Annotated in this window: 15 protein-coding genes; 9 read left to right on the top strand and 6 right to left on the bottom strand. The window is 72.0% G+C overall.

What is annotated here, in order from left to right; translation table 11 throughout:
- Positions 1-8: 8 nt before the first annotated feature.
- The 3 genes from QSK17_RS03945 to QSK17_RS03935 form a co-directional block, all read right to left on the bottom strand.
- Positions 9-1,373: a uracil-xanthine permease family protein gene (locus tag QSK17_RS03945; RefSeq protein ID WP_285702987.1), complete on the bottom strand. Its 1,365-nt coding sequence runs from the start codon at positions 1,371-1,373 to the stop codon at positions 9-11.
- Positions 1,374-1,508: 135 nt separating this feature from the next.
- The gene (locus QSK17_RS03940) at positions 1,509-1,730 is read right to left on the bottom strand and encodes an RNA-binding S4 domain-containing protein (RefSeq protein ID WP_285702986.1); all 222 of its coding nucleotides are present in this window, start codon (positions 1,728-1,730) and stop codon (positions 1,509-1,511) included.
- A gap of 38 nt (positions 1,731-1,768) precedes the next feature.
- The gene (locus QSK17_RS03935; protein WP_285702985.1) at positions 1,769-3,415 is read right to left on the bottom strand and encodes a PucR family transcriptional regulator; all 1,647 of its coding nucleotides are present in this window, start codon (positions 3,413-3,415) and stop codon (positions 1,769-1,771) included.
- 174 nt (positions 3,416-3,589) lie between these two features.
- Between QSK17_RS03935 and QSK17_RS03930 the strand changes: the two genes are divergently transcribed.
- The 5 genes from QSK17_RS03930 (at position 3,590) to QSK17_RS03910 (ending at position 11,503) form a co-directional block, all read left to right on the top strand.
- Positions 3,590-4,504 carry an oxamate carbamoyltransferase subunit AllH family protein gene (locus QSK17_RS03930; RefSeq protein WP_285702984.1) on the top strand — a complete coding sequence of 305 codons (915 nt, stop codon included), beginning with the start codon at positions 3,590-3,592 and terminating at the stop codon, positions 4,502-4,504.
- Between the two features lie 149 nt (positions 4,505-4,653).
- Positions 4,654-6,090: an AllF/FdrA family protein gene (locus tag QSK17_RS03925; protein ID WP_285702983.1), complete on the top strand. Its 1,437-nt coding sequence runs from the start codon at positions 4,654-4,656 to the stop codon at positions 6,088-6,090.
- Positions 6,091-6,217: 127 nt separating this feature from the next.
- Positions 6,218-7,612, top strand: a complete 1,395-nt coding sequence (locus QSK17_RS03920; RefSeq protein ID WP_285702982.1) for a YlbE family protein — start codon at positions 6,218-6,220, stop codon at positions 7,610-7,612.
- Positions 7,613-7,768: 156 nt separating this feature from the next.
- A complete protein-coding gene (locus tag QSK17_RS03915; RefSeq protein WP_285702981.1) occupies positions 7,769-10,054 on the top strand; it encodes a serine/threonine-protein kinase in 2,286 nt (761 codons plus the stop codon).
- Positions 10,055-10,090: 36 nt separating this feature from the next.
- Positions 10,091-11,503: an MFS transporter gene (locus QSK17_RS03910; RefSeq protein WP_285702980.1), complete on the top strand. Its 1,413-nt coding sequence runs from the start codon at positions 10,091-10,093 to the stop codon at positions 11,501-11,503.
- Between the two features lie 21 nt (positions 11,504-11,524).
- Here QSK17_RS03910 and QSK17_RS03905 read toward each other — a convergent pair whose 3' ends face one another.
- On the bottom strand, positions 11,525-13,153 hold the full coding sequence (locus QSK17_RS03905; protein ID WP_285702979.1) for a bifunctional 3'-5' exonuclease/DNA polymerase: 1,629 nt from the start codon (positions 13,151-13,153) through the stop codon (positions 11,525-11,527).
- A gap of 180 nt (positions 13,154-13,333) precedes the next feature.
- Here QSK17_RS03905 and QSK17_RS03900 point away from each other — a divergent pair, with 180 nt between their 5' ends.
- Genes QSK17_RS03900 through QSK17_RS03890 form a run of 3 tightly spaced genes read left to right on the top strand, consistent with a single transcriptional unit; the run spans position 13,334 to position 14,586 of the window.
- Positions 13,334-13,693 (top strand): type II toxin-antitoxin system RelE/ParE family toxin, encoded by a 360-nt coding sequence (locus tag QSK17_RS03900; protein ID WP_285702978.1) that lies wholly within the window; start codon positions 13,334-13,336, stop codon positions 13,691-13,693.
- 24 nt (positions 13,694-13,717) lie between these two features.
- Positions 13,718-14,143: a helix-turn-helix domain-containing protein gene (locus tag QSK17_RS03895; protein ID WP_285702977.1), complete on the top strand. Its 426-nt coding sequence runs from the start codon at positions 13,718-13,720 to the stop codon at positions 14,141-14,143.
- Positions 14,140-14,586: a DUF6941 family protein gene (locus QSK17_RS03890; RefSeq protein ID WP_285702976.1), complete on the top strand. Its 447-nt coding sequence runs from the start codon at positions 14,140-14,142 to the stop codon at positions 14,584-14,586. The genes QSK17_RS03895 and QSK17_RS03890 overlap by 4 nt, the downstream gene beginning before the upstream one ends.
- Before the next feature lie 214 nt (positions 14,587-14,800).
- Here QSK17_RS03890 and QSK17_RS03885 read toward each other — a convergent pair whose 3' ends face one another.
- The gene (locus QSK17_RS03885) at positions 14,801-16,387 is read right to left on the bottom strand and encodes a metallophosphoesterase family protein (protein ID WP_285702975.1); all 1,587 of its coding nucleotides are present in this window, start codon (positions 16,385-16,387) and stop codon (positions 14,801-14,803) included.
- 33 nt (positions 16,388-16,420) lie between these two features.
- On the bottom strand, positions 16,421-17,989 hold the full coding sequence (locus QSK17_RS03880; RefSeq protein WP_285703251.1) for an FAD-binding oxidoreductase: 1,569 nt from the start codon (positions 17,987-17,989) through the stop codon (positions 16,421-16,423).
- A gap of 88 nt (positions 17,990-18,077) precedes the next feature.
- On the opposite strand from QSK17_RS03880, the gene QSK17_RS03875 reads away from it, so the two are divergent.
- Complete coding sequence (locus tag QSK17_RS03875; protein ID WP_285702974.1) at positions 18,078-19,661, top strand: glycerol-3-phosphate dehydrogenase/oxidase; 1,584 nt, start codon at positions 18,078-18,080, stop codon at positions 19,659-19,661.
- Positions 19,662-19,700: the final 39 nt, after the last annotated feature.

The following is a 19,700-nucleotide window of genomic DNA, read 5'->3' as shown; positions in this document are numbered from 1 at the left end:
GCGGAGGGTCAGACCGCGGCGTCCCGCTCGAATCCGATCTCTCCACCGGAGACCTCCTTTCTCGGGCCGTGCGCGAGGGCACGGAGAAGGTGGTAGCCGCCGAGCACCACGAAGGTGCCGAGGGCGATGCCGGCCAGCGAGAAGTCGCCGGTGATCTGGTGGCTCACCGGGCCGACCGCGAGGATGATCCCGGCGCCGACCGGGACCATGTTCACCGGGTCGGAGAAGTCCACCCGGTTCTCGATCCAGATCTTCGCGCCCAGCAGGCCGATCATGCCGTACAGAATGACCGTGATGCCGCCGAGCACGCCGCCGGGCGTGGCGGCGACGAGCGCACCGAACTTCGGGATCAGGCCGAACAGGATCGCGATGATCGCCGCGATGTAGTAGGCGGCGGTCGAGTAGACCCTCGTTGCCGCCATGACGCCGATGTTCTCGGCGTACGTGGTGGTGGGCGAGCCGCCCACGGAGGTCGCGACGGCCGTCGCGATGCCGTCGGCCGCGACGGCGCGGCCCATGGAGGGGTCGACGTCCACACCGGTCATCTCGCCCACGGCCTTGACGTGGCCGACGTTCTCCGCGATGAGCGCGATGACGGCGGGCAGTACGAGGACGATGGCCGACACCTGGAACGTTGGACCGTGGAAGTTGGGCCAGCCGAACAGGTCGGCCTTCTCCACCGCGCTGAAGTCGACCCGGAAGTGGGTCGTGATCTTGCCGTCCCCTCCGGGCGCGGTGATCTTCCCGATGGTCAGGTCGAGCACCCAGGAGAGGACGAATCCGAAGACGAGCCCGAGCAGGATGGCGATCCGACCGAGGAAGCCCTTGAACAGCACGAGGAACACCCCGGTCGCGGCCATGGTGACCAGGGCGATCCAGTGGTCCTGCGGCCAGTAGACGTCGGCGACGACATAGGCCAGCCCGAACCCGATCAGCATGACCACCGCACCGGTCACGACCGGCGGGAAGATCCTGTGGATGATCTGTACGCCCAGGTAGTGGATCGCGACACCAGCCGCCGCGAGGACCAGGCCCGCGACCAGGATCGCTCCAGTGACCGTGGCGCTGTCGCCCTGCGCGGCCCGGATGGCGGCCACGGCACCGACGAACGACGCCGAGGTGCCGAGATAGCTCGGGATCTTCCCCTGCACGATGAGCAGGAACAGGATCGTGGAGACACCGGACATCATGATCGCGAGGTTCGCGTCCAGTCCCATGATCAGGGGGAAGACGAACGTCGCGCCGAACATCGCGATCACGTGCTGGGCGCCGAAGCCGACCATGCGCGGCCAGCTCAGCCTTTCGTCGGGTTTTACTACCTCGCCCGGTGGCAGGTTCTTTCCGTCGCCATGCAACTTCCAGCCGAAAGCCATGCAAGCCCCTTTGTTACCTGGGCCGACGTCCGGTGGCCACCCCGCGGGCATCCCAGCGCGGCACTGCTGTTGCGGGCACATTAGGCCCGCGATTTCCATTACACACGGGCATCTTGTGCCAAACCAGAGGCGATTTCACGCGCGGGGGGCGACGACCCGGATCTCGAAGCCCTCGCCGGTGACGACCTGGCCGGCCCGGATCTTGCACGCCTTGCGCAGCTCGACCACGCCGTCCACCCTGACGTTCCCCTCGGCGATGAAGTGCTTGGCCGCGCCGCCCGTCTCGGTGACGAAGCAGTACTTCAACAGGTCGCAGAGCGGGATGTAGTCGTCGTTCAGCTCGAATGTCTCTTTCACCGGGCCAGCTTAGGAGCTCCCGCCCCGCCGTACGTATCTCAGATGCCCCGCATCCGCAGGACGTGGAGCGCCAGGGTCAGGTTGAGCCGCAGGTGCGCGTCCTCGGTGAAGTTGCCAAGCATCCGCTCCAGCTTCCCGATCCGGTAGCGCAGCGTGTTGTAGTGGAAGTGCAGCCTCCGGGCGGTCTCCGCGACGTTGAGGTTGGTCTCCAGCAGCACCTGGAGCGTCCGGCGCAGGTCCGCGTTCTCCACGTCGTCGTCCCCGGCGAGCGACCCGAGCGTCTCGCGGACGAAGGCGTGCAGCTCGTCCGTGTCGTTCACCAGGGAGAGCAGCCGGTAGACACCGAGCTCGTCGAAGTGCGCGACCGCCCCGGCCCCGTGCAGCTGACGGCCGACCCGCGCGGCCTTGAGCGCCTGGCCGTACGCGCCGGGGAGCAGGTCGGCGCCTCCGGCGACCCGGCTCAGGCCGGTGGAGAACGTGCAGTCGGAGACCGCGGTGAGCGCGTCCCTTGCCAGCCGGACGGTGTCGATCCCCGCTCCGACGACGGCGACGACCTCGTGGGAGAAGCCGGCCACCGCGCCGCGCGGGTCGTACCTGCGCACGGCGGACTGCCAGGCGGCGAGCATGCGGTCCTGGGCGGGACGCTCGTCGGCGTCCGGGTCGATCTCGGCGACCAGCACGCTGACCGGGCGTTCCAGGTCCCAGCCGAACGCGCGGGCGCGCTCGGCGACGCGGACGCCGCCTCTGCCGGTGAGCACGTCGCGCAGGAAGTCGGCGCGGTACTTGCTCTCGACGGCGGTCACCGCCTCCTGCTTGGTCACGACGAGAGCGGCGACCGTCGCGGCGCGCTCCAGGATGCCGATGTCGCTCGGGGTCAGCGCGCCGGAGGCGCTGAACGCCACGATCCTCCCGTGATGGTGGCCGCCCGCCACGACGGGCACCACCGCGTGGTTCCCGTCCGACGCCATGACCGGCGCGAGCGAGCCGGACGGCACCCGCGCGCCCGGTGACGGCTGCTCCTGGAGCGTTCCTCCCACGGCGCGGCAGGTCTCGCGCAGCGCCGCCACGCGCTCGGCGTCACCGGCCGTGGCCAGGATCCGGCCGCCGGCGTCCAGCGCGGCGACGGCCACGTCGAGCAGCCCGGCGACCTCCGCGGTGACCTCGCGCATGCCGCCTCCGGCGAGCACGATCTGGACCAGCGCCCGGTGCGCCTCCTCCGCCCTGGCCAGGAGCGCGGCCTGGCGGTTCAGGATGTCCGTGAGCACCTGGTTGAGGATGTCGTCGAAACCCACGTCGTTGGGCAGCAGGATCAGCGGGAAGCCGAGCCTGTCGGCCTGCTCGACCATCTCCTCCGGCAGCTCGTCGAGGTACCGCCCGAGTTTGATCGCCAGCGCGGCCAGCCCGCGTTCGTCGAGATCCGCCACCAGGCAGTCCAGCGACTGTGGAGTGTTGCGCAACGGGTATCCCGTGGTGAGCAGCAGCTCGTGCGGCTTCACCCAGGCGAGGATGTCGGGCACCTCCATGACGTTGAGGCGCTGCACGATGCGGTCGAGGCCGCTCTTGCCCGCGATGAGACGGGCGTCGGCCAGCGTCGACACACCGAGCACCTCCCCGACTGAGACGCCGTGGAGGATGGTTCCTGTGCTGGCCAGCCTCATCGCCGGCGCGGCGGGATCGCTCATCATCGTGCGCTCCGAGGTCGAGCTTCGAGGGATATGTGCGGCTCAGGCCGATTGTGCCCAACAATCCGACTGTCAGGAAGAGCCAAGCATTTGGCCCACTGTTGGCAGCTTTCTCCGTACGGAGCCCGAGGGCGGCGTTCTAGCGTCGGCTCTGACGCGCTCAACGGGGAGGTTCGGGTGACCGTCGACACACGTCCGAGAGCGCGGCGCTCCCCGGCACGCCCCTCGGGAGGCGTGGGAGGCCGCGCCCAGATCGGCGGGGCCGCCAGCGTCGCGCTGCGCCCGGCTCTCGAGTCGCCGCGCCGTCCCGCCCGCGTGCTGGCTGCGTTCCCGCTCGCCGTCTATCTGGAGGTCAGGAGCGAGTGCGAGCCACACGTCATCGCCCTGGTCAGCGGGGAGGCCACCCGCCTGCCCAACGCCGTGGTGCTGGCAGGGCCGCTCGACCGCCTTCCTCTGGGAGACGAGTGCTGGGTCGGTGACGGCTCCATCGGGCTGGGCGGCGTCGGCGTGCGGGTGCGCCGCTGGTGGGACCCGGCCCCGCCGCTCGGCGCCGCGGAGCCGGCCCGCCTCGCGCGGGCGCTGCCGCTGCTCGGCGACATCTGCGACCGGTCACAGCGGCGGCCGGGCCTGGACCTCACCGGCGCGCCCGGACTGCTCGCCTCCGGCTGCCTGTCGGGCTCCTTGGTGGACGGCATCGGGGCGGCGGAACGGCTTCTCGGTCTCGGGCCGGGGCTGACGCCCAGCGGCGACGACATGCTGTGCGGGCTGCTGGTCACGCTGCGCCATCTGGGCCTCGCGGCGAGCGCGCCGAGGGCGGTGTGGCTGGCCGACTGGCTGGCAGCCGCGGTGACCTACGACGCCCGCGCGAGGACGACGCCCATCTCGGCCACGCTGCTGCACTGCGCGGCGCGCGGCGAGGCGAGCGCGGAGGTGCTCGGCGTACTGCGCGGCATCGCGGGGCACCAGCCGCTCGACTCGGCGGCGCACCGCCTGCTGCGTCTCGGTCACACCTCCGGCGCCGATCTCGCCTGGGGCGTGCGGACGGGCCTGGCCGCGGTCCTCGCGCTGCGGTCGTGGCCCGGCGGCCGTTGAGGCGGCGCGCCGCGCCGCTCAGCACGACGAACAGCACGACGAACAGCACGGCAAGCAGTACAAGCAGTACAAGCAGGCAGTACAAGCAGTACAAGCAGTACGGCAAACAGCACGGCAGTCGGCACCGGAAGCCGCGGGAGGAAGCGTCCTTGAACGATCTGGTCGAAGTGCGCGCGGGGGTCTACCACGACTCGGTGAGCCTGATGCGGGTCAGCCAGGCGCTCGCGGGACTGCCCGGAGTCACCGTGGCGATCGTCGCGATGGCCACGGAGCTCAACGTGAGCCTCGCCCGCGACGCGGGCTTCGCGGTGCCCCCGGCCACGCCGGGCGATCTGCTCGTCGCGATCAGGGCCACGTCGGACGACGCCGTACGGGAGGCCGCGGCCGAGTTGGAGCGGCGGCTCGCGGCCAGGGAGGCGGCCGGCGCCTCTCGAGGGGAGCGGCGTCCGCCGCGCACCACCCGGGCGGCGGCGCACGCGGCGGCCCGGGACGCGACGGTCGCCCTGGTGAGCGTTCCCGGGGAGTACGCCTTCCTGGAGGCGGCCGACGCCGTCGAGGCCGGCCTCTCCGTCATGATCTTCAGTGACAACGTCCCAGTCCAGCAGGAGATCCTGCTCAAGGACCGCGCCCGGGAGAAGGGCGTGCTGGTGATGGGGCCCGACTGCGGGACCGCCGTGATCGGCGGCGCGGGGCTGGGCTTCGCCAACGTGCTGCGCCCCGGCCCGGTCGGCGTCGTGGCCGCCTCCGGCACGGGTGCGCAGCAGGTGACGAGCCTGCTCGACCTGGCCGGCGTGGGCGTGAGCCACCTGCTCGGCGTGGGCGGCCGCGACCTGTCGGCCGAGGTGGCCGGGCGCTCGACGATCCAGGCGCTGCGTGCTCTCGACGCCGACCCGGCGACCGAGCTGATCGTCCTCGTCTCCAAGCCGCCCGCCGCCGAGGTGGCGCGGGCCGTACAGGATCTCGGGCTCGGCACGAAGGTCGTCACGGCGTTGCTCGGACCGGGCCAGGACGACCTCACGGCCGCCGTGGAGGAGGTCCTCCGCGCCCTCGGTCGCGAGGTGCCCGAATGGCCCGAATGGCCCGCACGGCCGGCGAAGGAGCGCACGTCAGACCGTGCAGCCGGTTCACCCGGGTCACCCGGGGCGCCCGGCGGCGCGGGAGGCGGGCCGCTGCGCGGGCTCTACTCGGGCGGCACGCTGTGCACCGAGGCCGCCCTCATCGCCGGGACGGGCGAGTTCATCGACTTCGGCGACGACGAGTACACCCGCGGCCGGGCGCACCCGATGATCGACCCGACGCTCCGTCTGGAGGCGCTGGACGCCGTCGAGTCCGGCGTGGTCCTCCTCGACGTGGTGCTGGGCCACGGGGCCGACCCCGATCCCTCGGCGGAACTCGCCCCGGGCGTCGCGCGGGCGTGCGAGCGCGGGGTCGCCGTGGTCGTCGCGCTCGTCGGCACGGACGGCGACCCGCAGGGCCTGCGCGCCCAGGCGGCCCGGCTGAACGAGGCGGGCGCCGCCGTCTTCACGTCGAACGCGGCGGCCGCCCGGCATGCGCGCGACCTCGCGCGTGCTCACACCGGTGCCTGAGACCGCCGCCCCGTGCGATCCCCTGAGGCGGCGGACCGGCCCGGCCGCGACCCCGCGCGAAGCCGGCCGTCGAACCACCCGCGTGACACCCCGCTGAACCGACCGCGACCGACCTGATAGGAGCCAGATGACCTCGATGACGCTGTCGATGCTGAGCCGCGAGCCCCACGTGATCACGGCCGGGACCGCGGTGCTCGGCGAGGCCCTGGACCAGCAGGCCGTGGCCAGGACCGAGGTCGACTGGCGCCCGCCCGTCCCCGGCACCGCCGCCGCCCTGGCCGCGGTGCTCGCCGATCCGCGCAGGGAGCGGGCGAACGCGACCGCCGTCGGCCGGATGCTGTCCGCCCGTCCCCGGCTCGTCGGCGTACGTCCGGCCCGTGACGTGCTCGGTCTGGAACCCGGCACGTTCTTGCACGCGGGGCCGCCGATCACTTGGGAGCGCGCCTCCGGGCCGATGCGCGGGGCGCTGATCGGCGCGATGCTCTTCGAGGGGCTCGCCTCCTCTCCCGAGGACGCGGAGGGGCGGCTCGCCGCCGGGACCGGCATCACGCTCGACTCCTGCCACCATCACCGGACGGTCGGACCGATGGCGGGCGTGGTCAGCCCCTCGATGTGGATGCTGGAGGTGGCCGACGCGGAGCACGGCGGCACCGCGTACTGCTCGCTGAACGAGGGACTGGGCAAGGTGCTGCGGTACGGCGCGTACGGCCCGGAGGTGATCGACCGGCTGTGCTGGATGGGCGACGTGCTGGGGCCGGCGCTCCAGGCGGCGCTGGACAGGAGCGGGCCCCTCGACCTGCGCACCATGATCGCGCAGGCTCTGCAGATGGGCGACGAGCTCCACAACCGCAACCGCGCGGCCACCTCGCTGATGGTGCGGGAGCTCGCGCCCGCCGTCGTGGAGGCCGCCCCCGAGCACGCCGCCGAGGTGTTGCGATTTATCAATGGAAACGATCATTTCTTCCTGAACGCGGGAATGGCGGCGGCGAAAGTGAGCGCCGACGCCGCGAGAGATGTGCCCGGCTCCAGCCTCGTCGTGGCGATGGCGCGCAATGGGACCGATTTCGGAATCCAGGTTTCCGGGCTCGGGAACCGCTGGTTCACCGGCCCCGCGGGGGTTCCCGACGGCCTCTACCTCGGCGCGTACGGCCCGGCGGATGCCAACCCGGACATCGGCGACTCCACGATCACGGAGACGACGGGGCTCGGCGGCTTCGCCATGGCCGCCGCGCCGGCGATCGTGCGCTTCGTCGGCGGCGACGTGTCGGACGCGGTCGCGGCGACGACCTCGATGTACGAGATCACGTTGGCCGAGCACCCCGCGTACCAGATCCCGGGGCTCGGGTTCCGCGGCACGCCGGTGGGGGTCGACGTCACCCTGGTCGCGCGCACCGGGCTGCTTCCGGTCGTCAACACCGGGATCGCCGGTCGGGTCGCGGGAACGGGCCAGGTGGGAGCGGGTCTGGTCAGCCCTCCCATGGAGGCGTTCACGGCCGCGCTGGAGGCCCTGACTGAGGCATGAATTCCCTTTGACCCTGCTTTGACCCTAACATCGGTTGTCAGCCTCACATATCTTGTGAATTCGCGCGGATCGGGTCTTGGGGGGATTTGTGCGGACTGAGCCAGAATTGGGGACCAGGGCATGACAACCGATCGCTTGCTCGGTATGGTCCCCTCCATGCCGGAGGGTCAGGGTCCCATCGGAGGAGGTACGGCCGGACCGGTGCCCGAAGGGCAGGGACGGCTCGTCGGCAGGCGCTACCGCCTCCTCTCACCGGTCGGCCGTGGCGGCATGGGCATGGTCTGGCATGCCCATGACGTGCTGCTCGACCGCGACGTCGCGGTCAAGGAGCTCATCCTGCCGTTCGGTCTCGACCAGGCGGGCACCCACGGCGCCCACCAGCGCGTGCTGCGCGAGGCGCGCTCAGCGGCGAGACTCAGCCACCCGGGCATCGTCACCGTCCACGACGTCGTCGAGGAGGACGGGCGGCCCTGGATCGTCATGGAGCTGGTCCGCGCCTGGTCGCTGGAGCAGGCCGTGCGGCAGAGCGGGCCGCTGCCCGTCGTGCAGGCCGCCGAGATCGGCATCCGCGTACTCGACGCGCTGCGCCACGCGCACGCGGCCGGGATCATGCACCGCGATGTCAAGCCGGGGAACGTGCTGCTCACGGCCGACCGGGTGGTGCTCACCGACTTCGGCATCGCCGCCATCGAAGGCGACGTCACCATCACCCAGACCGGCCTGCTGATGGGCTCGCCGGCGTACATCCCGCCGGAGCGGCTCCAGGGCCGCCCGGTCACCCACGCGGCGGACCTGTGGTCGTTCGGCGCCACGCTCTACGCCGCGGTCGAGGGCCACCCGCCGTACGAGGGGCCGGACGCGGTCGCCGTGCTCGGCGCGGTGCTCACGCGGGAACCGGCCCGGCCGCAGCGCGCCGGCACCCTGCTGCCCGTCATCGAGGGCCTGCTCCGCAAGAACCCCGCTGACCGGATCGGGGCCGCGCAGGTCGCCGACATGCTGGAACGGATCCTGCAGAGCCACGGAGCGGGGATCACGATGCCCGGGCACCGGGCCGCGATGCCGACCCCGCAGGACTCCACCCCCGTGCAGCTGCTGCCGCCGCTGGAGATTCCCTCGGGGCCGCTGCCGTCGCGCATCATCGAGACTCCGTCCGGGCCGGTCCGGGTGCCCTTCGACCCGATGGCGAGCCCGTCCGGCGGCTACTCCGCCGCGCAGACCTCCGCCGCCCATCGGATGGACGGCGGAGCGGCCGGGCCCGGCACGACGGGCACTGCGGGCGGCTCCACGGGTGCCTCCACGGGCGCCTCCACCGGCGGGCACGCCGCGCCGCCACGCGACCCCCTGTCCGCGCCGCTCCCGCCCGCGCCCCCCGTTCCCGTACGGCACGGCACGGACGGCGCCTCCGTCCCGTACGGCTCCGCGCCGCCGCTCGAGTCCGCGCCGCCCTTCGATCCGTTCGGCAGCCCCTCGGGATCCACGCACGCGCCGGAACGCCGGGCCGACGCGATGTGGCCCGCTCCCGCGCCCACCGACCTGCCCGGTCAGCTCGGGCGGGACCCGGTCACCACGGTGGCCGCCGGATCGGACGATCCCTTCGCGACCGGCCCCGGCCGGGTCAGGAGGCGCACCGAAGGCGCGCACAGCAAGCCCGAGCAGGAACCCGTGTCCGGCACAAGGGGCTCCAGGAGCGCCAGGCACTCCACAGGCGCCGGCATCGCCGGGGACTCGGAAACCGCAGCGACCGCAGCAACGGCCGGTAAGGGCCGGAGCGGGAGCCGATCCAAAGGCCGCCGCCGGGCCGAGGACAGGCTCGGCCGCGAGGGGGGCAGGTCCACCGTTCTCATCGCCGTGGCGGCGCTCGCGGTCATCGGCGTGATCGTCGCGGTGGTCCTCCTGGTGCTCCCCGGCGGCTCCGCGGACCAGGGCGCCCGGTCCGCCGGAGAGCCGAGCGCCGCGGCGGCGCGGGCCGGAGACGCGGCGGGAGGCGGCGGCGCGGACGCGGGGAAACAGACCGGCTTCGAGACGCCCAAGGGCTACACGACCCTGTCCGGCGGCGGCGTGTCCGTCGCCGTGCCCAGGAACTGGACGGTGTCCGCGCAGTCGGGTGCGACCACGTTCTCCGGGCCCAAGGACAGCGCGCAGAGCATCGTCGTCCGGAAGATCGCCGACGGGAGTCTCGCCGCGCTCAAGGCGTCCGAGCAGCGGGCCAAGTACGACGACTACACGCAGGTGCACCTGGGCGAGACCGACTACCGCTGGCCGGCGGCCGACTGGGAGTACACCTACACCAACTCCAGCCAGGTCACCATGCACCGGATGACCCGTTACGTCGAGGCCGACGGCCAGGCGTACTCGATCACCGTGACGTCACCCGACTACGACTGGGGCGATTCCGCCGCGAGCATACGGCAAGCACTTTGGGGCAGTTTCACACCTATGTGATGAACTGTCCGTGATGAGTCATGGCAAACTTCCCGCATGACGACGACCCCCATCAAAATCCCCGTAAACGTGTCCCGTGTGCAGCGGCGCGTGCTCATCGTGCTGTCCGCCGCGCAGACCGTCAGCGGGGTGGGAGTCGCCGTCGGGGTGGCCCTCAGTTCCCTGGTCGTGAACCGGCTGTCCGGGTCCACGGTGATCAGCGGGTTCGCCGGCACCGCCACCGTGCTCGGCGCTGCGCTGCTGGCACTGCCCACCGCCCAGGCCTCCGGGCGCGGCGGGCGGCGGGCCGGGCTGACCCTCGCCTACGCCAGCGCCTTCCTGGGCTCCGTCATCGCGGTGGTCGCGATCGGGTTGGGATCGTGGCAGCTCCTCCTCGCGGGCCTCGTCCTCATGGGCGGCGGAAGCGCGGGCAACCTGGCCGCGCGCTACTCGGCGACCGACCTGGCCCCTCCCGGCCACGCCGCCCGCCACCTCTCGTGGGTGGTCTGGGCCTCCACCGTCGGCACCGTGGTCGGACCCAACCTGGTCGAGCCCGCCAAGGCGGTGGCCGAACCCCTGGGCCTGACCGGCGCCGCGGGGCCGTTCGCTCTCTCCGCGCTCACCTTCGCCGTCACCGCGCTGATCATCAACATCGGGCTGCGTCCTGACCCGTTCATCCTCGCCCGGCGGATCGCCGAGCCGGTCACGCCGGCGGACCGTACCGACCGTGCGGACAGATTGGACCGTGCGGACCAGACCGACCGTGCGGACCAGACCGACCGTGCGGACAGGTCCGGCCGGCGCGGTGAGGACCCCGCCGAAGTCCGGTCCGGAGGTGGGGCGGCGGGGGCCGCCGCGCCGGATCGCGGCCGCCGGACACTCCGCACCGCCTGGGAGGTGCTCCGCGACGCTCCGCGGGCCCGCCGGGCGCTGGTCGGCATCGCGATCAGCCACACCGCGATGGTGTCGGTCATGTCGATGACGCCGGTGCACCTCGATCACGGGGGCGCGTCCATCTCGGTCATCGGCATCGTGATCAGTGTCCACATCGCCGGCATGTACGTGCTGTCGCCGGTCGTCGGCTGGCTCGCCGACCGCATCGGCAGGCTGAACGTCATGCTCATCGGCATGGGCGTGCTGATCTGCGCCGCCGTACTGGCCGGGTCCGCGGGGCACCACGACGTCACGCAGGTCGGCGCGGGGCTCCTCCTGCTCGGCGTCGGCTGGTCGTGCGGGCTGGTCTCCGGCTCGGCGATGCTGACCGAGTCGGTGCCGATCGAGCGCCGCCCGGCCGTGCAGGGCCTGTCCGACCTGCTGATGAACGTCTGCGGCGCCACCGGCACGATCGTGGCCGGGGTGGTCGTCGGCGTCGCCGGATACGGCGTGCTGGGGGCCGCCGTCGCCGTGGCCGTCGGGCTCTTCACCGTCTGGATCGCCGTCACCTCCCGGCGTGTCGCCCCGGCCGTGTGACATCGCGAACCCGGCGGCGTGCTACTTCGCGTCGGCGTAGCGGGCGACCGCGACGGCCTCCATCGGGAACCGGACCGGCGTCGGGCCGAACAGCAGCCGGGTCGCCTCCTCGGCCGCCGCCGCCACCGCGGCCCGGACCTCGTCGGCCAGGTCGAGCGGGCAGTGCACCATGACCTCGTCGTGCTGGAAGAACACCAGCCGGGCCGGGTCGGACAGCCGTCCGCGCAGCACGGCCATGAGCGTCAGCGCCCACTCCGCGGCGGTGGCCTGGACGACGAAGTTCCGGGTGAACCGGCCGCGGTCGCGGGCCGCCCGCGTGCCGTCCGGCCCGGACACCAGCTCGCGCCACCGCGCCGACGGCTGCGGACAGGTGCGGCCGAGCCAGGACCGGACCAGCCGCCCGTCCTCGCCCGCGCGGGCGGCCTCCTCCACGAAGGCGTACGCCTTCGGGAAGCGCTGCCGCATCACGGCGAGCAGCTTGGGCGCGTCGCCGCTGGTGCCGCCGTACATCGCGGACAGCATGGCGATCTTGGCGGAGTCGCGCTCGCCGCCGAACGCCTGCGCCAGCGCGGCGTACAGGTCAATCTCCCCCGCCGCGCGGGCGAGCCCGCCGTCACCGGCCATGGCGGCCAGCACCCGCGGCTCCAGCTGGGCGGCGTCGGCGACCACCAGCGTCCATCCGGGGTCGGCGGTCACGACACGGCGCATCACCTTCGGGATCTGCAGCGCGCCGCCCCCGCTCGTCGCCCACCGCCCGGACACGACGCCGGCCACGACGTACTCTCCGCGGAAGCGGTTACCGCGCACCCACTGGTCGGCCCAGACCCAGCCGTGGAAGCTGTACAGCCGGGCCAGCTCCTTGTACGCGAGCAGCGGGGCCACGCCCGGATGGTCGACGCCCGCGAGGACGCGCGACCTGGTCGACGGAATCTGGATGCCCGCGCCCTTGAACGCCTTGACGATCTGCTGCGGTGAGTCGGGGTTGACGGGATAGCCGAAGGCGACGGAGATCTCGTCCGCGAGCGCCTGGAGCCGGGACGGGCGCATCCCGTGGACCGGACGCGGGCCGAGCAGCTCGGTCAGCAGCGCGTCGTGCACGTCCTCACGCCACGGCATGCCGTCGTGGCCCATCTCGGCCGCGATCAGCGCGCCCGCGGACTCCGCCGCCACCAGCAGCCGGAACCGCCCCGGGTGGCCGGTGCGCGCGATCCGGGCGAGCTGGTCCTCGTACACCTCGCCGACAAGGTCGATCTCCGCGACCTCCGGCGCCACCCGCCCGGGAACCTCCGGCTCGAACAGGCTTCCCTGCGTCGCGTGGCCCGGCTCCGCGGTCTCGTCCCGGTCCGGCGGCACCGGAAGCTCGCGCAGCCGCGCGTACGCCGCCTCGGCCGACCGGGGCTCGCCGTACCGGCCGTCGGCGCCGAGCAGCAGCGCCTCGGTGAGCGCGATGTCGTGGCACCGCGAGAGCCGTACGCCCCGGGCGAGCAGGCCGGGGTAGATCCGCCGCGCGTCCGCCCAGACCCATCGGGGGTGGACGGCCGCCTCCAGCTCGCGCACCGCCTCCGCCAGGTCGCCGACGCGTTCCGGTGGACCGCCGAGGGGACGGATCGTCCCCCCGCCCTCCGGATCCACCGCGACCAGCACCTGCACCCGCCCAGCCTGCCAGGCGCCACCGACATTCCGCCGCGCCGTCCCTGCCTGGTGCAGCGCCGCAAAGATCCTTGGTGGGGCACACGGCACTTCGGCGAATCCACCTACACCGTCGAGGCTTAAGGGATACATTCCGTAGCTCTGTGTCGATCGCTACCGCCGCAGGACGAGGGTGCAGGTGTGGAGAAGCCGAAGGCTACCTGGCTGTTGTATACCTCCGCCTCTGGGGAGCAAGTCGTCAGCAATGAGATCCACAAGGTGTTGGAAGGCGGCCCCCCGCTCAAGGAGCTCGGATCATTGATGACACGGATCCAGCTTGGGAAGTGCCTACCAAGAGACACCGGCTCATTGGGCAAGGGCCTCTACGAAGCTCGGCTCAGCTATGCAGGGAACGAGTACCGCCTCTACTACTCTCTCGGCCCCCAGGAGGAGCATGTGCTCCTGGGACTCGCGTTTCACCAAAAGGGGAGCCAAGGCGCCCAAGATCGAGTCATCGACCTTGCCCGGAAGCGACTGGCTGACTGGCTACGGAGGATATAAGGTGAAGCCGATACAGGGAGGTCGATGATGATAGATCCACAGGTTGCTGAGCTGCTCGGCATCGATCTAGACGACCCTGACGTCCAACGTGAGAACGCGGCGATCGAGCGAGACACGCGACTCATCGAGAGTCTTGTGGAGCTACGAAAGGCCCAGGGGGTCACGCAAGCACAGGTTGCCGAGCGGATGGGCCGCAGCCAGCCGGCAGTGTCAGACTTCGAACGCCTGGGCGGCGATCCTCATCTGTCAACGATCCGTCGTTATGCACTGGCGGTCGGAGCATCCGTGCATCACATCGTCCGCCGCTCGACCTTGACTACTGTCGCAACGACTCGTTCAGCGCCCACGATGGTCGTCTCAGCCAGTGGCCTGACGGAGTCCACATTCGCTGCCGGGCTTGCGGTCCACACCCGGAGCGCCTTCGTGGAGTTGAAGGTGACCGCATCATGAAGGCCTTCATCATGCTGTGCGATTCAGCCCAACGCGACCACGTGACAGGAAAGATGCACATGTTGGGCGCCGACTGGTCTCTAACGGATTCTGCGGCGCCGCAGATGGCAGTGGCTGTGTTTTTGCGTTTCTCGTGGGAAGAAGCGTCTGCATCCCATTTCTTCGCGCTGCGGCTAGTGGACGACGCCGGGAAGTCCGTGATGGCTCCAGTGAACGGGGAAGATCGCCCGGTCGAGTATCAAGGCGAACTCGGCAACGTGAGCGTCGGTGCCGATGATTTCGTTCGGATGACTGATATTCACAGCAGCTTTGCAGTGAACGTTGCACCTCTCCCTTTGGGAGTAGGTAGGCGGTATGAGTGGAAACTGGACATCGACGATCAGGAGTTCGCATCGGCAGACTTCGCCATCCGTCACCCCGTTCCGGTCGAAGAAGGTGTGTGATTCTCGACCGCCAGGTTCGAGCTTGGGGACACCCCTGACCCTCAAGGACTTCCGGCGCGGACCATTGGTGGGGTGTGCACGAACCTCCGCCGCGCCGCCCCTGCCTGGCCAATCTTGGGCGGGTGGGTCACGCCGGAAGGAAACCGCGGTCCTCGCGAAGCCCGCTTCGCTCCCTCGATCCCGATGAACGTTTGTGAACAGGGCACTATGCGGCTCAGGACGGGTTCGCGGTCAGGGTGATCTCGACCTCGTCCTCCAGCGGGGGATCGATCTCCTGGGCGAGGCATCCGGTCGCGGCGAGGCACCGGATCCGCAGGACGTCCCCGGTGACCGACAGGTGCAGGAAGCTCTTGAAGAACGGCGGGGTGTCCCAGTCGGACAGCTCGGAGATCCACCGGTGGAAGACTCGGCCCACCGGCAGATGGAAGGGCATCGGCCAGCCGCCGAGCAGCCGTGCCGCCCACCGCATCCTCGCGGTGATCCGCACGGGCGCCGTCCCCCCTCCATCGGCGGCGCCGGGCGCGGGGGGCGTCCCGTCGGGACCGGCGGCGATCGAGCGCGGCGGCACGTTTCCGATGTGCCGCGACATGAGCGCGAGTCCCTGGTCGGGGGTGAGGTACAGCCGGCGCATGCGCAGCCGCCTGCTGTACAGCAGGCTGTAGAAGGACAGCGAGTCGCCGCGCAGCGGATAGCACTTGAAGTCGTCCTCGTGGACGCCGCCGACGTCCACGCGCGGGATGGTGTGGGTGGCGTGCATGAACGCGCCGCCGCCGCCCGAGACGATGTACTGGATGACCCGGTCGCCGACCCGGACCGGGAAGCGCTGGTAGTTGTGGACGTCGCCGCCGATCGCCGCCACGTAGTTGTGCGCCGGGTCGCGGACGATCTCGTCCACCGTCCCCCCGCCCTCGATGTCGCAGGGGTAGTAGTCGTTGCGCACGTAGATCGGCTTGCCGGTGATCAGGATCTTCGGCCGGGGGTCGGTGGAGATCCGGCGCAGCCACTCCCCCTGCTCGCGGTCGATGTCGCCGCGGATGCCGGTGTCGATGCCGACGAGGAGGAGCCGCCCGAGGTCGAGCACCCAGTACGGCGCGGGCATGGTCGCCTGCTGTCCGGGCGCGGCGCGCATCTCGCGGGCCGTGGCCAGCGCGGCCTCGTCGATCTTCGCGGGCTTCTTCCACAGCAGGCCGCGCAGCCCCCGCGGAGAGAGGCGGAAGCCCTGCCGCCGCGCTTCCAGGGGCTGGGCGTCGCAGAAGACCCGCATGAAACCGCCGAGCCCGTCGTACCAGTCGTGGTTCCCCGGCACCGCGTAGATCGGCGCCTGATAGTCCTTGTACGGGCGGAAGAACTTGTCGCGGTACTCGTTGCCAGACCCGGTGGGATAGATCACGTCGCTGGCGATGACCGCGAACGAGGTGCCCTCACCGGCCTTGAGCAGGCCGGGTACGACGGCGTACTGCGAGGCGTCGCCCTCCCCCGTGTCGCCGAGCACCAGGAACGTGAAGTCCTTCCCCACGTCCTGAAATATCCGGAAATCGGGGTCAACGCCGCGTTCCCGCTGGGCCTCCACCCAGCGGCGGCGGACGTCACCGGACGGGTCGCCGAACAGCTGCGCCAGGATCTCGTTGCGCGAGCGCCAGAGCGTCCCGGGCCTCAGCCAGGTGAAGGTCGTCCGATTCGGCCGCAGGCGCTGGAACGTGCCGATCTTCTGGCAGTTCCAGCCCGCCCCGGCCTCGGAGGCGCGTGACGACTGCCGCGCGCTCCGAGCCGTGCGCGAATCCCCATCGACATGATCGGCCATGACCCAATCTTTGCCCGATCACGGCCGGCGGCGCTATGGGATCAACACTCCCGGGTTGAGTATCCCGGCCGGGTCGAGCCGCTCCTTCACTCCGCGCAGCATGGACACGCCAAGGTCCCCGATCTCCAGCGCGTACGCCTGGAGGTGGTCCCGCCCGACACCGTGATGGTGGGAGATGGTCCCCCCGGCCAGGCCGATCGCGTCGTTGACCGCGCGCTTGGCCGACTCCCACTGCCCGACCGGGTCGTCCGACTGCGCGGTCACCACGGTGAAGTACAGCGAGGCCCCCGTGGCGTACACGTGCGAGACGTGGCACATCACCAGCGGAGAGCCCAGCGAGGCCGTGAGCGCCTGCCGTACGGCCTCGTAGAGGCGCGGGACACCGGACCAGAAGCAGGCGGTCTCCAGCGTCTCCACGGTGGCCCCGGCGGCGAGCAGGGAGTCGCGCAGGTACGGCGCGGAGTACCGGCCGTGCGCCCACTTCTCCCCCGGCTCAGATCCGAGGGGGACGCCGCCCATCTCCGACAGCGTCGCCGCGGTGCGCTCCCGGCGGTACGCGACGTCGGCGGCCGTGCCCTCGTATCCGGCGATCACCTGGCACCCGGGCTCGGAGGCGAGCGCGCCGAGCTCCTCCGGCCGGGCCAGGCCCACCATGGTCTCGGTCTCGTCGGACAGCCGCAGCACCGTCGGCGCCGGCCCCTCCTGCGCCACCCTGCGCAGCGCGGCGGCTCCGGCGGAGAATGTCGCGAACCGCCACCCCTCGTACACGCGGACGGCGGGCGCCGGCCGTACGCGGAGGCGCAGCGAGGTGATCACGCCGAAGGCGCCCTCGGAGCCGAGGATCACCTGGCGCAGGTCCGGCCCGGCGGCGGACTTCGGCGCGCGGCCGAGGTCGAGCGTGCCCTGCGGCGTCGCCACCGTCATGCCGACCACCATGTCGTCGAAGCGGCCGTAACCCGCCGACGCCTGGCCGCTCGACCGGGCCGCCGCGTACCCGCCCAGCGTCGCGTACTCGAAGGACTGCGGGAAATGGCCCAACGTGAAGCCGTGCGCCGCCAGCAGCTGCTCGGCCTGGGGGGCGCGCAGTCCCGGCTCCAGCTCCGCGACCATGGACTCGGTGTCGATCGAGACCAGCCGGTTGAGCCGCGCCGTGTCAAGCGCCACGACGCCGGCGAACCCCTTGCGGGCGGCGATCAGACCGCCCACGACGGACGTCCCGCCGCCGAACGGCACGACCGCGACGCGGTGCTCGGCGCACACCCGCAGCGCCTCGGCCACCTCGGCGTGCGAGCCCGGCAGCACGACCGCGTCCGGCGCGTCGGAACCGTCACCCGCGCGCATCCGCAGCAGATCGGGCGTGGACTTGCCGCGCGTGTGCCGGATCCGCGCGTCGTCGTCGAGGCGCACGTGCTCGCCGCCCACCGCCGAGGACAGCGCGCTGAGCACGAGCGGGGACAGCGCCGGCGCGGGCAGCCGCACCTCGCCGAACGTCGCGGCGGGCAGTGCGGGCGCTTGGACGCCCAGCAGATCGGCGAGCAGGCGTCGTACGGGCGAAGGCAGTTCGGCGGCCTTGGCGGGATCTCCCCATCCAGACCAGAGCATTGGCTCCGCGGGGAGCTGCGGTGTTTCCACGACGTCACCTCTGAGACTAGGTTACTCAACAGTAATGGATGAGGAATTAGGGGTTTATATGGACTCCTCCCTGAACGCCGGTCGGCGCGCCCGTGAGCTCGCCGAGATCCGGGACACCGTGGTGGACGTGCTCGTCGTGGGCCTCGGGGCGACAGGAGCGGGCGCGGCCCTCGACGCGGCGTCGCGCGGCCTGTCCGTCGCGGCGATCGACGCCCACGATCTGGCCTTCGGCACCTCGCGCTGGAGTTCCAAGCTGATCCACGGCGGGCTGCGCTACCTGGCCAAGGGACAGGTCGGGGTGGCCCGCGAGAGCGCCGTCGAGCGGGATGTCCTGCTCCGGCACACCGCGCCCCATCTGGTGCGGGCCCAGCCGTACCTGCTGCCGCTGACCCCGTCGGTCTCGCCGGGGCAGGCCCGGCTCGTGATGACCGGTTACCGCCTCGGGGACGGGCTGCGCGCCGTCGCCGGGACCCCGCGCCACCTGCTTCCGGGCCCGTCGCGGCTGTCCGCGGAGCGGGCGCGCACGCTGGCGCCCTCCCTGCACGACCGCGGCCTGCGCGGCGCGCTGCTGTCCTGGGACGGGCGGGTCGTGGACGACGCGCGCCTGGTGGTCGCGATCGCCCGCACGGCCGCCGCCCACGGCGCCCGGATCCTCACCCGCTGCCGCGCGCTGTCGCTGGCCGGGGACGGGGCCCAGGTGCGGGACGAGCTGACCGGTGCGGAGTTCGGCATCCGGGCCAGGGCCGTGATCAACGCGGCCGGGGTGTGGGCCGGGCAGCTGTCCCCCTCGGTGCTGCTCCGCCCGTCGCGCGGGACCCATCTCGTGCTCCGTCCCGGCTCGCTCGACGGCCTGCGGACGGGGCTGCACGTCCCGATCCCGGGCGAGAGCAACCGCTTCGTGCTCGTCCTCCCACAGGCCGACGGACGGATCTACGTGGGCCTGACGGACGAGCCGGTGGACGGGCCCCTCCCTGACGTCCCCGAGGCCCCTGAGAGCGATGTGGCGTTCCTCCTGGACATCCTGGGGTCCGTCCTGCGGGAGCCGGTACGGCGGGCGGAGGTGGCCGGCGCCTTCGCCGGGCTGCGGCCGCTCCTCGCCGGAGGGACGCGTGGCGCCGGCGGCGCCGCGGACGGTGAGAGCGCTGGAGGGTCGGGGAACCCCAGCGGAACGGCCGACCTGTCCCGGCGGCACGCGGTGGTCACGTCGCGGGACGGTGTCGTCACCGTCGTCGGCGGCAAGCTCACGACCTACCGCCGGATGGCCGAGGACGCGGTCGACGCCGCCTGCCCCACCGCGCCGCGCAGCCGTACGGCCCGGCTGCCCCTGGTGGGCGCCGGACCGGTCGTCGGCGCGGGCCGGGGCCCCGCCGAAGCCCCGGCCTCTCAGGAGCCGCCCGCCCGGCTGGTCGCGCGGTACGGCCGGGAGGCATGGGCCGTACAGGACCTGGCGCGGCAGGATCCGTCGCTGGCCGAGACGGTCGCGACGGGGATCACGCGCGCGGAGCTGGTGTGGGCGGTGCGCCATGAGGGGGCGCTCGACGTCGGCGACCTGCTCGACCGGCGGACGAGGATCGGCCTGATCCCCGAGGACCGCGCCGCCGCCCTTCCCGCCGCCGAGGAGGCGCTCGCGTTCGACCGGTGACCGTACCGACCCGCGACCGACCGCGCCCATCACCCGTAC

The organism is Microtetraspora sp. NBRC 16547, from assembly GCF_030268965.1.
Classification (GTDB): domain Bacteria; phylum Actinomycetota; class Actinomycetes; order Streptosporangiales; family Streptosporangiaceae; genus Microtetraspora.
The sequence above is the reverse complement of the archived record's forward strand: the minus strand, read 5'-3'. Positions and strand labels throughout refer to the sequence as shown.

Excerpts from the sequence above, each read along its gene's own strand:
- QSK17_RS03945 (WP_285702987.1), bottom strand. The coding sequence starts at position 1,373 with ATGGCTTTCGGCTGGAAGTTGCATGGCGACGGAAAGAACCTGCCACCG.
- QSK17_RS03935 (WP_285702985.1), bottom strand. The coding sequence starts at position 3,415 with ATGATGAGCGATCCCGCCGCGCCGGCGATGAGGCTGGCCAGCACAGGA.
- QSK17_RS03920 (WP_285702982.1), top strand. The coding sequence starts at position 6,218 with ATGACCTCGATGACGCTGTCGATGCTGAGCCGCGAGCCCCACGTGATC.
- QSK17_RS03915 (WP_285702981.1), top strand. The coding sequence starts at position 7,769 with ATGCCGGAGGGTCAGGGTCCCATCGGAGGAGGTACGGCCGGACCGGTG.
- QSK17_RS03910 (WP_285702980.1), top strand. The coding sequence starts at position 10,091 with ATGACGACGACCCCCATCAAAATCCCCGTAAACGTGTCCCGTGTGCAG.
- QSK17_RS03895 (WP_285702977.1), top strand. The coding sequence starts at position 13,718 with ATGATGATAGATCCACAGGTTGCTGAGCTGCTCGGCATCGATCTAGAC.
- QSK17_RS03890 (WP_285702976.1), top strand. The coding sequence starts at position 14,140 with ATGAAGGCCTTCATCATGCTGTGCGATTCAGCCCAACGCGACCACGTG.
- QSK17_RS03885 (WP_285702975.1), bottom strand. The coding sequence starts at position 16,387 with ATGGCCGATCATGTCGATGGGGATTCGCGCACGGCTCGGAGCGCGCGG.
- QSK17_RS03880 (WP_285703251.1), bottom strand. The coding sequence starts at position 17,989 with ATGCTCTGGTCTGGATGGGGAGATCCCGCCAAGGCCGCCGAACTGCCT.
- QSK17_RS03875 (WP_285702974.1), top strand. The coding sequence starts at position 18,078 with ATGGACTCCTCCCTGAACGCCGGTCGGCGCGCCCGTGAGCTCGCCGAG.